The organism is Sphingomonas sp. LH128, assembly GCF_000293195.2.
GTDB classification, from domain to species: Bacteria; Pseudomonadota; Alphaproteobacteria; order Sphingomonadales; family Sphingomonadaceae; genus Novosphingobium; species Novosphingobium resinovorum_A.
Genome location: NZ_ALVC01000382.1, coordinates 1 through 12,289 on the forward strand (window position 1 = coordinate 1; position 12,289 = coordinate 12,289).

The 12,289-nt window shown below is 66.8% G+C and carries 12 protein-coding genes; 6 read left to right on the forward strand and 6 right to left on the reverse strand.

Annotated elements, in window-relative coordinates:
- Positions 1 to 88 precede the first annotated feature (88 nt).
- Positions 89 to 838: a bifunctional 2-polyprenyl-6-hydroxyphenol methylase/3-demethylubiquinol 3-O-methyltransferase UbiG gene (gene ubiG / locus LH128_RS25680; protein WP_008832615.1), complete on the reverse strand. Its 750-nt coding sequence runs from the start codon at positions 836 to 838 to the stop codon at positions 89 to 91.
- 83 nt (positions 839 to 921) lie between these two features.
- Here ubiG and LH128_RS25685 point away from each other — a divergent pair, with 83 nt between their 5' ends.
- Both LH128_RS25685 and LH128_RS25690 read left to right on the forward strand, forming a co-directional pair.
- Positions 922 to 2,181, forward strand: coding sequence for an aspartate kinase (locus LH128_RS25685; protein ID WP_008832616.1), 1,260 nt, complete (start codon positions 922 to 924; stop codon positions 2,179 to 2,181).
- A gap of 185 nt (positions 2,182 to 2,366) precedes the next feature.
- A complete protein-coding gene (locus LH128_RS25690) occupies positions 2,367 to 4,658 on the forward strand; it encodes a glycoside hydrolase family 3 N-terminal domain-containing protein (protein ID WP_202950132.1) in 2,292 nt (763 codons plus the stop codon).
- A gap of 185 nt (positions 4,659 to 4,843) precedes the next feature.
- Here the strand turns inward: LH128_RS25690 and LH128_RS25695 are convergent, their stop codons facing one another.
- Together LH128_RS25695 and LH128_RS25700 are read right to left on the reverse strand one after the other, a co-directional pair.
- Positions 4,844 to 6,367 carry a catalase gene (locus LH128_RS25695; RefSeq protein ID WP_008832618.1) on the reverse strand — a complete coding sequence of 508 codons (1,524 nt, stop codon included), beginning with the start codon at positions 6,365 to 6,367 and terminating at the stop codon, positions 4,844 to 4,846.
- A gap of 147 nt (positions 6,368 to 6,514) precedes the next feature.
- Positions 6,515 to 6,979: a hypothetical protein gene (locus LH128_RS25700; protein WP_155986377.1), complete on the reverse strand. Its 465-nt coding sequence runs from the start codon at positions 6,977 to 6,979 to the stop codon at positions 6,515 to 6,517.
- 44 nt (positions 6,980 to 7,023) lie between these two features.
- Here LH128_RS25700 and LH128_RS25705 point away from each other — a divergent pair, with 44 nt between their 5' ends.
- The 4 genes from LH128_RS25705 (at position 7,024) to LH128_RS25720 (ending at position 10,379) form a co-directional block, all read left to right on the forward strand.
- Positions 7,024 to 8,049 carry an NAD(P)H-dependent flavin oxidoreductase gene (locus LH128_RS25705; protein ID WP_008832620.1) on the forward strand — a complete coding sequence of 342 codons (1,026 nt, stop codon included), beginning with the start codon at positions 7,024 to 7,026 and terminating at the stop codon, positions 8,047 to 8,049.
- An 11-nt stretch (positions 8,050 to 8,060) separates the two neighbouring features.
- Positions 8,061 to 8,915, forward strand: a complete 855-nt coding sequence (purU, locus tag LH128_RS25710; protein WP_008832621.1) for a formyltetrahydrofolate deformylase — start codon at positions 8,061 to 8,063, stop codon at positions 8,913 to 8,915.
- A gap of 147 nt (positions 8,916 to 9,062) precedes the next feature.
- The gene (locus tag LH128_RS25715) at positions 9,063 to 9,464 is read left to right on the forward strand and encodes a VOC family protein (RefSeq protein ID WP_008832622.1); all 402 of its coding nucleotides are present in this window, start codon (positions 9,063 to 9,065) and stop codon (positions 9,462 to 9,464) included.
- Positions 9,465 to 9,515: 51 nt separating this feature from the next.
- Positions 9,516 to 10,379 (forward strand): dienelactone hydrolase family protein, encoded by an 864-nt coding sequence (locus tag LH128_RS25720; protein ID WP_008832623.1) that lies wholly within the window; start codon positions 9,516 to 9,518, stop codon positions 10,377 to 10,379.
- Positions 10,380 to 10,592: 213 nt separating this feature from the next.
- On the opposite strand, the gene LH128_RS25725 is transcribed toward LH128_RS25720, so the two are convergent.
- The 3 genes from LH128_RS25725 to LH128_RS25735 are packed head-to-tail and all read right to left on the reverse strand — an operon-like array spanning position 10,593 to position 11,984.
- Positions 10,593 to 10,859 (reverse strand): hypothetical protein, encoded by a 267-nt coding sequence (locus LH128_RS25725; RefSeq protein ID WP_008832624.1) that lies wholly within the window; start codon positions 10,857 to 10,859, stop codon positions 10,593 to 10,595.
- A gap of 2 nt (positions 10,860 to 10,861) precedes the next feature.
- Entirely contained in the window at positions 10,862 to 11,065 is a 204-nt protein-coding gene (locus tag LH128_RS25730) for a hypothetical protein (RefSeq protein WP_008832625.1), read from the reverse strand.
- 7 nt (positions 11,066 to 11,072) lie between these two features.
- Positions 11,073 to 11,984: an SPFH domain-containing protein gene (locus LH128_RS25735; protein ID WP_008832626.1), complete on the reverse strand. Its 912-nt coding sequence runs from the start codon at positions 11,982 to 11,984 to the stop codon at positions 11,073 to 11,075.
- Between the last annotated feature and the right edge of the window lie 305 nt (positions 11,985 to 12,289).

Sequence of the window (12,289 nt, forward strand, 5' to 3'; positions counted from 1 at the left end):
CGCCGCAGGCGGGGGTGGAGGGGGAGAAGACCCCTCCGTCAGCCCTGCGGGCTGCCACCTCCCCATTCCTTCGGAACAGGGAGGATGCTTACTTCTTCCGCGCCGTCGCGATGAAGTTCAGCGCCAGATCGTCCGACAGGTGCAGCCCCTTGAGCGGCGACCACGCAATCCCGCGCGGCATGCCCAGTTCCAGCCCGGCGCCATCCGCAAGCTCGCGCAGTTCCTCAGGCGTCACGAACTGGCTCCACTCGTGCGTGCCCCTGGGCACCTGGCCGAGCCGCTCCGCCGCCTCCACCAGCAGCACGCGCGAGCGGGCGGTGCGGTTAGGGCACGATAGGATCATCAACCCGTCGTCCGCCAATGCAGCGGACAGGTCACCGATGAAGGCGGCCTTGTCGGTGACATGCTCGATCACTTCCAGCGAGCAGACGAGATCGTAGTCTGTGAGTCCCAGCGAGCCCAGTTCCCCCGCACGGTAGTCGATGGCCAGCCCCCCCGCTTCGGCATGGGCGCGCGCGGCGGCGGCGTTCTCCGGCGCTGCGTCCACGCCCGTCACCGCCGCGCCCATGCGCGCCAGCGGCTCGCACAGCAGCCCCGCGCCGCATCCGGCGTCGAGCGCGCGCTTGCCCGCCAGCGGCCTGAGCCCGCGCGAATCGGTGCCGAAATGCCCGTCGATCGCTTCGCGGATGAAGCCGAGGCGCACCGGGTTCAGCTTGTGCAGCATCGCCGAAGAGCCCTTCGGATCCCACCACTCGGCGGCGAGGGCGCCGAAGTGCGCGGCCTCCTTCGGATCGATTGTTGCGCGCGAAGCGGGAAGAGAGGCAGTTGCATTGTCCATGATCCCCCCCTAACAGCGCCGCCGACTCTTATCCACACTCGCGCACCCCGCGCGGGTCTTTTACGCAGGGGAGCAACGGCGCCTTGGCACGTATCGTGATGAAATTCGGCGGCACTTCCATGGCCGGGTCCGAGCGCATCCGGCGCGTGGCGGGTATCGTCAAACGCCAGCAGGAAGCCGGGCACGAAGTGGCCGTGGTCGTCTCCGCGATGGCGGGCGAGACCGACCGCCTCGTCAACTTCTGCCGTGAAGCCGATGCGCTCTACGATCCCGCGGAATACGACGTCGTCGTCGCCTCGGGCGAGCAGGTCACGTCCGGCCTCCTCGCGCTGACGCTGCAGTCGATGGGCTGCAAGGCGCGCTCGTGGCTGGGCTGGCAGGTGCCGATCAAGACCGACGACGCCCACGCCAAGGCCCGTATCGAGGACATCGACGCCGAGGCGCTGATCGCCTCGATGGCATCGGGCCAGATCGCGGTGATCCCCGGTTTCCAGGGCGTCTCGCCCGACAACCGCGTGACCACGCTGGGCCGCGGCGGCTCGGACACTTCGGCGGTGGCCGTGGCGGCGGCGGTGAAGGCCGACCGCTGCGACATCTACACCGACGTCGACGGCGTCTACACCACCGACCCGCGCATCGTCGCCAAGGCGCGCAAGCTGCCGCTGGTGACTTATGAGGAAATGCTGGAACTGGCTTCGGTCGGCTCCAAGGTGCTGCAGACCCGCTCGGTCTCCCTCGCCATGAAGGAGAACGTGCGCGTGCAGGTGCTGTCCTCGTTCATCGACGAGAACGCGCCCGCCGCCGATACCATCCCCGGAACCCTGATCGTCAGTGACGAAGAGCTTGAAGGAAGCGACATGGAACGCCAGCTGATCACCGGCATCGCTGCCGACAAGAACGAAGCCAAGATCACCCTGACCCGCATCGCCGACCGTCCGGGCGCGGTGGCGTCGATCTTCGCGCCGCTCGCGGATTCGAACATCAACGTCGACATGATCATCCAGAACGTCGCCAAGGACAAGGGCGAGACCGACGTGACCTTCACGGTCCCGCAGGCCGATCTCGCCCGCGCGCAGGCGCTGCTGGAAGAGCGCAAGGAGGCGATCGGCTACTACCGCATGATCGCCGAGGGCAACGTGGCGAAGATCAGCGTCGTAGGCGTGGGCATGCGCAGCCACGCGGGCGTCGCGGCGACGATGTTCAAGACGCTGGCCGATCGCGGCATCAACATCATCGCCATCTCGACCAGCGAGATCAAGGTCTCGGTCCTGATCGACACCGACGAGACCGAACTGGCCGTGCGCGTGCTGCACACCGCTTACGGGCTCGACGCGGCCGCCTGATCGCGGCGCTCTCGCGTACCCGCGAAGGATTAGAGAAAGGCGGCGCCCCAAGCGCCGCCTTTTTTCGTTTACGCTATCCACACGTCGGATACAGCGCTGTCAAAGCCGCGAAACCGCGATAGTGCGCGTGCACAAGTATGCTGATCAGCATTCCAACGGAGTAATCGACCTTGCGCCTTTCCCGAATGGTACTCGCTCTGGCCCTGACGTCGTCGCTGGCTCCGCTTGCGGCTGCACCGGTCGTTGCCAAAGAGGCGAAAGTCATGACCGAGGCCGAGGCACGGTCGCGCGCCGAGGCGATGCTGCAGCGGATGACGCTGGAGGAGAAGGCGGGCCAGCTCGTCCAGTACTTCGACTTCGGCGGGGCTACCGTGGCGAACCCCAAGGCGACGGCGGTGAACATCGACGCCGCGATCGCGAAGGGCGAGGTCGGCTCGATGCTGTTCGTCACCGATCCGGTCCGCATCAACGCGCTGCAGGAACTGGCGGTGAAGAAGACGCGCCTCGGCATTCCGCTGCTGATCGGCTACGACGTGATCCACGGGTTGCACACGATCATGCCGGTGCCGATCGCGATGGCCGCGTCGTGGGACCCGGCGACGGCCGAGCGCGGCCAGGCCGTCGCGGCATCGGAAGCGCGCGCGGTGGGCATCAACTGGACCTTCGCGCCGATGGTCGACATCACCATGGACCCGCGCTGGGGCCGCATGGTCGAGGGCGCGGGCGAGGACCCGGTGCTCGGCGCGGCGATGGCGGCGGCGCAAGTGCGCGGCTTCCAGGGCGGTGCCATCGGCACGCCGGGGCATGTGCTGTCCGGCCCCAAGCATTTCGTCGGCTACGGCGCCTCCTTCGGCGGGCGTGACTACGACGAGGTGGACTTGTCGGAGAGCCAGCTGCGCAACACCTACCTGCCGCCGTTCAAGGCCGCGCTCGATGCAGGCGCGGGCAATATCATGAGCGCCTACATGGGCCTCAACGGCGTTCCGGCGGCGGCGAACACGTGGCTGCTGACCGATGTGCTGCGCAAGGAATGGGGCTTCAAGGGCTTCGTGGTGAGCGATGCCAACGGCGTCGATTCGCTGGAGAAGCAAGGCATGGCGGGCAGCCCGAAGCAGGCTGCCGTGCGCGCGCTGGAGGCGGGCATGGACCTTGCCATGACGGTTCCGAGCAACCCCTCGCCGATGCTTGCGCTGGTCGATGCGGTGAAGGGCGGCGAAGTGGCCGAAAGCGCGCTCGAGGGCCCGGTGCTGCGTCTGCTCGAGGCCAAGTATCGCCTTGGCCTGTTCGACAAGCCTTATGTCGATCCCAAGGCGGTGCCCAGGACCTTCGACGATCCCGCCCACCGTGAAGTCGCGCGGATCGCGGCCGAGCGGTCGGCGGTGCTGCTGGCCAATGCGGGCGGGCTGCTGCCGCTGGACCGCGCGAAGCTCAAGTCGGTGGCGGTGATCGGGCCGCTCGGCGATGCGGGCCACGACATGCTCGGCCCCTGGGTGTTCTCCTCCAACAAGCCGGAGGGCGTCAGCGTTCTTGCGGGCCTGCGCGCCAAGCTGGGCGCGGGCGTGAAGGTCGAATATGCGACCGGAACGGCATGGCCGACCCGCAAGAACCCCTCCTTTTTCGACGCGATGAACAAACCCGGCGAGCATCCCGCGATCGACGAGAAGGCGGAACTGGCCAAGGCGATCACGCTTGCAAACCAGTCGGACGTCGCGGTCATGGTGCTGGGCGAGGCGCAGAACATGGCGGGCGAATTCGCCTCGCGATCGGACCTGAAGTTGCCGGGCCGTCAGCAGGAACTGCTCGACGCGGTGATCGCCACGGGCAAGCCGGTGGTCGTAGTGCTGGTCAACGGCCGCCCGCTGAGCCTTGGCGACGCGAAGCCCGGCGCGGTGCTGGAGGCGTGGTATCCCGGCTCCGAGGGCGGCAATGCCGTCGCCAACCTGCTGCTCGGCGATGTCAATCCCGGCGGCAAGCTGCCCTTCAGCTGGATTCGCAGCGCGGCACAGGCGCCTTACACTTACGCCTACCTGCCCTCGCACCAGCCCGGAAGCGCCGACAAGCGCTACTGGAACGAGGACAATTCGCCGACCTGGCCCTTCGGTCATGGCCTGAGCTACACGACGTTCTCCTACGGTAAGCTGGCGGTGGACCGCGCCTCGGTGAAGCTGGGCGAGCCGGTCACGGTGTCGTTCGACCTCACCAACACCGGCAAGCGTGCGGGCGACGAGGTGGCGCAGCTCTACATCCACCAGCGCGTGGGCACGTCCTCGCGTCCGGTGCGCCAGCTCAAGAAGTTCGCCCGCGTCGCCCTCGCGCCGGGCGAGACGAAGCATATGCAGTTCACCCTGACGGCCGACGACCTACGCTACTGGAGCGCGGCGACCAAGGGCTGGGTGCAGGACGACAGCGCGTTCGACGTGTGGGTCGGCGGCGATTCGAAGGCTGACATGGCGACGACGTTCACGGTGGCGAAGTAGGACACCGACCCTTTGACAGTCATTCCCGCGAAGGCGGGAACCCATCTCCGGTTCTCTCGTGTTGCACGGTCATCAGATGGGTCCCCGCCTTCGCGGGGATGACTGTTAAAGGGTGACGGAACAATCACGAAAAAGGCCCCGTGCGCGGACATCCGCACACGGGGCCTTTTCATTCGGCCGTCAGGTCAATCCGCCAGTTCGGGCACCGGCGAGAGTTCCGCGCTCACGCTCATCCCCAGCGCAGCCGCCACGCCCGCACCGTAAGCCGGATCGCAGCGGGTGGCGTTGTTGATGTGGCGCTGCTTGATGAAGTCCGGCGCGTCGCCCATGGCGCGGGCGGTGTTGCCGAACAGGCGCTCCTTCTGCGCATCGTCCATCAGCTGGAACAGCGCGCGCGGCTGGCTGTAGTAGTCGTCGTCATCCTCGCGGAAGTTCCAGAAGTCGGCAGCGCCCGAGAGGCGCAAGGGGGGCTCGCGGAATTCGGGCTGGCCCTGCCACTGGTCGAACGAGTTCGGGTGGTAGTGCAGCAGTCCGCCGTAGTTCCCGTCGACCCGGCCCTGGCCGTCGCGGTGGTTGTTGAACACCGGGCAGCGCGCCGCGTTCACCGGGATCTGGTGGTGGTTGACCCCCAGACGATACCGCTGCGCGTCCGAATAGGCGAACAGGCGCGCCTGCAGCATCTTGTCGGGCGAGACGCCGATACCGGGGACGAGGTTGGACGGGCTGAAGGCGCTCTGCTCCACGTCCGCGAAGAAGTTCTCCGGATTGCGGTTCAGTTCCATCATGCCGACCTCGATCAGCGGATAGACCTTCTGCGACCAGACCTTGGTGAGATCGAACGGGTGGAAGCCGCAAGTCTCGGCCTCGGCCTCGTCCATGATCTGGACCATGACCTTCCACTTCGGGAACTCGCCGCGCTCGATCGCCTCGTAGAGATCGCGCTGGTTGCTCTCGCGGTCGCCGGCGACGACTTCGGCGGCTTCGGCGTCGGTCAGATGCGCGTGGCCCTGCTGGGTCTTGAAGTGCCACTTCACCCAGAACCGCTCGCCCGCCTCGTTGTAGAACGAGTAGGTGTGGCTGGAGAAGCCGTCCATGTGGCGGTACGACTTGGGGATGCCGCGATCGCCCATCACGTAAGTGACCTGGTGGAAGGCTTCGGGCAGCAGGGTCCAGAAGTCCCAGTTGTTCTGCGCGCTGCGCATGTTGGTACGCGGATCGCGCTTCACCGCCTTGTTGAGATCGGCGAAGTGGCGGGGATCACGCACGAAGAAGACCGGCGTGTTGTTGCCGACCATGTCCCAGTTGCCTTCCTCGGTGTAGAACTTCACCGCGAAGCCGCGAATGTCGCGCTCGGCATCGGCCGCGCCGCGCTCTCCGGCGACGGTGGTGAAGCGGGCGAACAGCTCGGTCTGCTTGCCCTTTTCGGCGAGGAACTTCGCGCGGGTGTACTTCGAGACGTCACCGGTGACGGTGAAGGTGCCGAATGCGCCCGAACCCTTGGCGTGCATGCGACGCTCGGGGATCACTTCGCGGTTGAGGTTGGCCAGCTTCTCGATCAGCCAGACGTCCTGCATCAGCAGGGGCCCGCGCGGCCCGGCGGTGTAGGAGTTGGAGTTGTCGACGACCGGAGCGCCGAACTGCGTGGTCAGCGGGGTAGCGGCGCCGTGGCCGTAAGGGCACTTGGGCTCGTCTGAGTTGGATCCGTGCATGTCGGCTCTCCTTTGGTCATGGGCCTGTGGTCATGGATTGGCGTGTGCTGCCCTTTGGCGGCTCTGCTGTAGACCTAACGAAGCCCGCCAAGGCGGAGAAGCTATACGAACATGTAAGAGTAATCGGGAAACTCGATGAAACTTGATCTATTCTTCGGATTTTACGGCCCAGCACGTCGTGCGCAGCGAAACCAGCGTGTCGATGACGTGCAGATGGCACTCGCGCACCCGCGCCAGATCGCCGGCCTGCGTGGCCTTGCGCACTTCATCGGCAAGGACCTGCAGCTTCGCGGCTGAAGGTTCGGGCAACTTGCGGCCGAGCATCACGATTTCCGTGGCGCGCGGGGCGCCGAGACCGGCGGTGGCCTGCGTACTCAACCGCAACGCGCCTTCGAGATCCAGAATGTCCTCGAACAGATGTTCGTCGATCGTTACGCCCTGCGCGGCGACCGCTTCCGGGCCCGACGGTGTCGTGGCTGCGGCATTCAGCGGTTCGTCGTCGTGTTGCATGTTGGAAATGACCCCCTGATTTCCATGTAACTGTGCCTCACCTGAACGAACTTGTCGCCATTTGGTTCCGTCGCTCGCCGCTTGTGCGGTGCGGCTCGTCACCCTATGGCGCACGGCTGAACAAAAATCCGGGCTATGGGAATTTCATGACCGCCTTCACCAAGACTTCCGCGCTGATGGCGCGCGGCTGCGAATTCCTCGGCACCGAGACCGCCATCCTGTGCGGCGCCATGTCCTGGGTTTCCGAGCGCAACCTTGTCTCCGCGATCAGCAACGCGGGCGGCTTCGGCGTGATCGCCTGCGGGGCGATGACCCCGGAACTGCTCGACACCGAGATCGCCGCCACCAAGGCGCTGACGTCCAAGCCCTTCGGCGTGAACCTCATCACCATGCACCCAATGCTGTTCGACCTGATCGACGTCTGCGCGAAGCACGGCGTGACGCATGTGGTGCTTGCGGGCGGCATTCCGCCCAAGGGCAGCGTCGAGGCGATCAAGGCGAACGGGGCCAAGGTCATCTGCTTCGCGCCCACGCTGGCGCTGGGCAAGAAGCTGCTGCGCTCGGGAGCGGACGCGCTGGTGATCGAGGGTTCGGAAGCGGGCGGCCACATCGGCCCCGTCTCCACTTCGGTGCTGGCGCAGGAAATCCTGCCGAGCCTCGCCGCCGACAACCTCGTCTTCGTCGCGGGGGGCATCGGCCGGGGCGAGGCGATCGCCGGATACCTGGAGATGGGCGCGGCCGGCGTGCAGCTTGGCACCCGCTTCGCCTGCGCCAGCGAATCGATCGCCCATGAAGCGTTCAAGAAGGCGTTCTTCCGCGCCTCGGCCCGCGATGCGGTGGCATCGGTGCAGGTCGATCCGCGCCTGCCGGTAATCCCGGTGCGCGCGCTCAAGAACAAGGGCACCGAGGAATTCACCGCCAAGCAGATCGAAGTCGCGCGCCTGTTGGACGCGGGCGAGGTCGACATGGGCGAGGCGCAGCTCAAGATCGAGCACTTCTGGGCCGGCGCGCTGCGCCGCGCGGTGATCGACGGCGACGTCGAGAGCGGCTCGATCATGGCGGGCCAGTCGGTCGGCATGGTCGGCAAGGAGGAGCCGGTGGCCGAGATCATCGCCGCGCTCATGGCCGAGAGCGAGGCCGCGCTGACCAATCGCGGCGCCGTCGCGGCGTAAGGGGCAAGGGTATGGCCGAGCCGCTGATCCTCGCCTTTTCGTGTGCCGACCGTCCGGGCATCGTCGCCCGGGTGACGGGCTATCTCGCGCAGATGGGCGCCAACATCACCGAGGCGCAGCAGTTCGACGATCTCGAGCAGGGCCGCTTCTTCATGCGCGTGGCCTTCGATCCGGGCGCCACGGACCGCGAGGATATCCGCGAAGGCTTCGGTCCGATCGCGCACGAATACGGCATGGCCTGGTCGATGCAGCGCCGCGACCGGCCGCGCCGCGTCCTGCTGCTGGTCAGCAAGTTCGACCACTGCCTCGCCGACCTGCTCTATCGCCACCGCATCGGCGAGATCGCGATGGAGATCGTCGGCGTCGTCTCCAACCACCCGCGCGAGGCGATCAACACGCTGATGCTGGGGGACATTCCCTTCCATCACCTGCCGATGGCCAAGGGCGAGAAGGCCGCGCAGGAAGCGCAGATCCGCGCCATCGTCGATGAGACGCGCGCGGAACTGGTGGTGTTGGCGCGCTACATGCAGATCCTCTCTGACGAGATGGCGGGCTTCCTGTCGGGGCGCTGCATCAACATCCACCACTCGTTCCTACCGGGTTTCAAGGGCGCCAAGCCGTACCACCAGGCGCACGCGCGCGGGGTGAAGATGATCGGGGCGACCGCGCACTACGTGACGGCCGACCTCGACGAAGGGCCGATCATCCATCAGGACGTGGAGCCGGTGACGCACTCCGACACGCCCGAGGACATGGTCCGCAAGGGTCGCGACATCGAACGCCGCGTGCTGGCCGAGGCCGTGCGGCTGCATCTGGAGGACCGGGTGCTGCTGAACGGAGCGCGGACGGTGGTGTTCCGGAGCTGAGGCCCTCCCCGTCCGGCTAGTTCGCTTCGCTCTCAAGCCTCCCGGCCCTCCCGCGAGCGGGAGGGCGAAGAACGATGCTCTCATTCCCCTCCCGCTTGCGGGAGGGGGCAGGGGTGGGTACTCCTTGTCCAACAAAGGGAGAGCACCATGCAGGTCAGCGGCATCGATCACGTCAACATCCTGACCGACGACCTCGAAGGCACCGCCACGTTCTACGAGCGGGTGCTGGGCCTGATCCGCAGCGAGAACCCTTCGATCCGCGCCGGGACCGCGGGCTACTGGATGCGCGACGGGGCAGGGTTGCCGATCATTCACCTCGTCGATCGCACCACCGCTCCGGGGCGCTACGACGATTACCTGCCGGGCGAATCGACCAACGGTTTCCATCACGTCGCCTTGCGCTGCAGCGGCTTCGAGGCGACCCGCGCGAAGCTGGACGAACTCGGCCTCGACTATCGGTTCAACGACCTGACGCACATCGGCCTCAGGCAACTGTTCCTTGCCGATCCCAATGCCGTGAACCTGGAACTCAACTTCGACGGCGATTGAGGTCGCGCGAAGCTCTGCTAGGCTGCCGGGAAAGCAGCGAAAGGCCAGCCCATGTGTGACGACTATACCGCCGACGACTTCAGCCGCATGGACCGCCGCGCGTTCTCGGTGCTGGGCGCCGGACTTGCGCTGACCGGGTGCGGAGCGGTGGCGGCGGAGAGCGGCGGCGAACTGACCGAGCGCATGGTTTCGATCACTACGGCGGACGGCGTGTGCGATGCGTTCTTCGTCCATCCGGGCCATAAAGCGGGTGGGGGCAAGCATCCCGGCATCGTGATGTGGCCCGACATTGCGGGCCTGCGTGATGCCAAGAAGATCATGGCCCGCAATCTCGCCGCGCAGGGCTATGCGGTCCTGGTGGTCAACCCCTACTACCGCTCCGGTCCGGCGCCGGTGATGAAGAGCTTCGCCGAGTACCGTACGCCCGAAGGTCAGGCGAAAGTCGGCCCGATGCGCGCGATGCTCACGCCCGAGGCGATCACGCGCGATGCGACGGCCTACGTGGCGTTCCTCGACGGACAGGACGCGGTGGACACCAAGCGCGGGATCGGCAGCAACGGCTACTGCATGGGCGGGCCGTTCACCGTGCGCACGGCGGCGGCGGTGCCGGGGCGGGTGAAGGCGGCGGTGTCGCTTCACGGCGCGGGGCTGGTGACCGAGGCGCCGGACAGTCCGCACAGGGTTCTGGGCAAGACGAAGGCCAGCTATGTGTTTGCCATCGCCCGCAATGACGACGCCAAGCAGCCTGAGGTGAAGACCGAACTGCGCAAGGCCGCCGATGCGGCGAAGCGCCCGGCCGAAGTGGAAGTCTACGCCGCCGACCACGGCTGGTGCGTGCCGGATTCGCCTGCCTACGATCCGGGCGAGGCGGACCGGGCGTGGAAGGCGATGGTGGCGGTTTTCGCGAAGTTGTAGGGCCCACGTCGTCCCGGACTTGATCCGGGACCGCTGGCTGTCTTTAGGTGGGCGTTATCGGCCAGGGCTTCGACAAGCTCAGCCTGAGCGGTTTTGAGAGCAGGTCTTTAAATTCCGCTCAGGCTGAGCTTGTCGAAGCCCCGGCGGCGCGCGCCGACAGATGGACTGTTCACGGCCAGCGGTCCCGGATCAGGTCCGGGACGACGGACCGCCTCAATCCCCGCCCCAGCGCCACTTCCAGCCGCCGCGCGTGTGGCGCGCGGCGATCACCATGAACACGCCCGTCACCAGCAGCACGCCGACGAAGGACGCGGTCCGGGCGCCCAGCGTGCCGCCGGTCCCCGGCAGCGCGATCCCGACGATAATGGCGAGGTAGGCCGCCAGCAGCGCCCACCCCTGCCACGCGATCGGCAGCCCCGCGCCGTAGCCGTAGCGCTTGGGGGCGAACCACGGATCATTCTCGAACAGCTTGTGCAGCATGATCAGTCTCCATCCTTCGGCGGACGTCCGCGCCTTGCCGGTTCGCCCGCCTCGACCTTGACGCCGCGCCGGGCGAGGGCCTCGCGCAGCAGCACTTCGACTTCGGCGTTCACCGAGCGCAAGTCCGCCGCCGCCGTCCGCTCCAGCGCTGCGTAGAGCGCCGGATCGAGACGGAGCGCGAACGCCTTCTTGCCGGGAGACGCCATGGGGTCGTTACGAGTAGAGCGTGCCGGTGTTGACGACGGGCTGGGTATCCCGCTCGCCGCAGAGCACGACCATCAGGTTCGAGACCATCGCCGCGCGGCGCTCGTCGTCGAGTTCGACCACGTTCTTTTCCGAGAGCTGCGCCAGCGCCATCTCGACCATCGACACCGCGCCCTCCACCAGCTTGCGCCGCGCGCCGATGACGGCCTCGGCCTGCTGGCGGCGCAGCATGGCCCCGGCGATCTCTGGCGCGTAGGCGAGGTGAGTGAGGCCGCACTCGTCCACCGTGATGCCCGCCACCTGCAGGCGGGCGATCAGTTCGGTGCGCAGTTCGGCATTCACCTGCTCGTGGCTGCCACGCAGGGTGATCTCGGCATCCTCGACGTCGTCATAGGCGTAGCGCGAGCCGATCGAGCGCACCGCCGCCTCGATCTGGACGTTCACGAAGGCCTTGTAGTCGTCCACGTCGTAAAGCGCCTGGGCGGTGTCGGCGACGCGCCAGACGAGGTTGGTGGCGATCTCGATCGGGTTGCCGCGAAGGTCGTTCACCTTGAGCTTTTCCGAGACAACGTTGTTGGCGCGGGCCGAGATTTTCGTCTTGCCCATCCACGGCCAGACCCAGCGCAGGCCGGGGGTGCGATCGGTGCCCTTGTAGCTGCCGAACAGCGTGATCGCGGCGGCCTGGTTGGGCTGGATCATGTAGAAGCCGCTCAGGATCAGAACGTTCATGATCACCGCCGGGAGGATGAAGGCGAGGAAGCCCAGCACCGTGCCCGGTCCCGGATCGCCGCCGGCCAGCGTGACGACGCAGAACACGATCGCCACGAGCAGCGCCAGGAACACTATGAGCATCAGGTAGCCGCTCCGGGTCGAGGCGATGCTCTCCCGGCTGGCGTTGATGGGCAGATGCGAATCGGACATCGGTGGCACCCCTCTAAAAGTGATATCACATTAATATCGGATTTTGAGGCAGAGGCAATCCTCCCCGTCGCGCAGCGATGGGGAGGGGGACCGCCGCCGCAGGCGGTGGTGGAGGGGGAGGAGGCGGGAAATTCCCCCTCCGTCACCGACTTCGTCGGCGCCACCTCCCCGAGCAAGCTCAGGGAGGAACACGGACCTACCGCCCCATCCCGCGCGCCAGCCTGCCGAGCACTTCGCGCATCGACGCCGCGATTTCCGCAGGCTCCGGCGCGACGTCGGTGATGGCGCGCTCCATCGCCTCGGCC

Bases quoted from the DNA above. Each gene is read 5' to 3' on its own strand.
- LH128_RS25720 (WP_008832623.1), top strand. From the start codon at position 9,516: ATGTGTGACGACTATACCGCCGACGACTTCAGCCGCATGGACCGCCGC.
- LH128_RS25705 (WP_008832620.1), top strand. From the start codon at position 7,024: ATGACCGCCTTCACCAAGACTTCCGCGCTGATGGCGCGCGGCTGCGAA.
- LH128_RS25725 (WP_008832624.1), bottom strand. From the start codon at position 10,859: ATGCTGCACAAGCTGTTCGAGAATGATCCGTGGTTCGCCCCCAAGCGC.
- LH128_RS25715 (WP_008832622.1), top strand. From the start codon at position 9,063: ATGCAGGTCAGCGGCATCGATCACGTCAACATCCTGACCGACGACCTC.
- purU (WP_008832621.1), top strand. From the start codon at position 8,061: ATGGCCGAGCCGCTGATCCTCGCCTTTTCGTGTGCCGACCGTCCGGGC.
- LH128_RS25730 (WP_008832625.1), bottom strand. From the start codon at position 11,065: ATGGCGTCTCCCGGCAAGAAGGCGTTCGCGCTCCGTCTCGATCCGGCG.
- LH128_RS25695 (WP_008832618.1), bottom strand. From the start codon at position 6,367: ATGCACGGATCCAACTCAGACGAGCCCAAGTGCCCTTACGGCCACGGC.
- ubiG (WP_008832615.1), bottom strand. From the start codon at position 838: ATGGACAATGCAACTGCCTCTCTTCCCGCTTCGCGCGCAACAATCGAT.
- LH128_RS25690 (WP_202950132.1), top strand. From the start codon at position 2,367: ATGGTACTCGCTCTGGCCCTGACGTCGTCGCTGGCTCCGCTTGCGGCT.
- LH128_RS25735 (WP_008832626.1), bottom strand. From the start codon at position 11,984: ATGTCCGATTCGCATCTGCCCATCAACGCCAGCCGGGAGAGCATCGCC.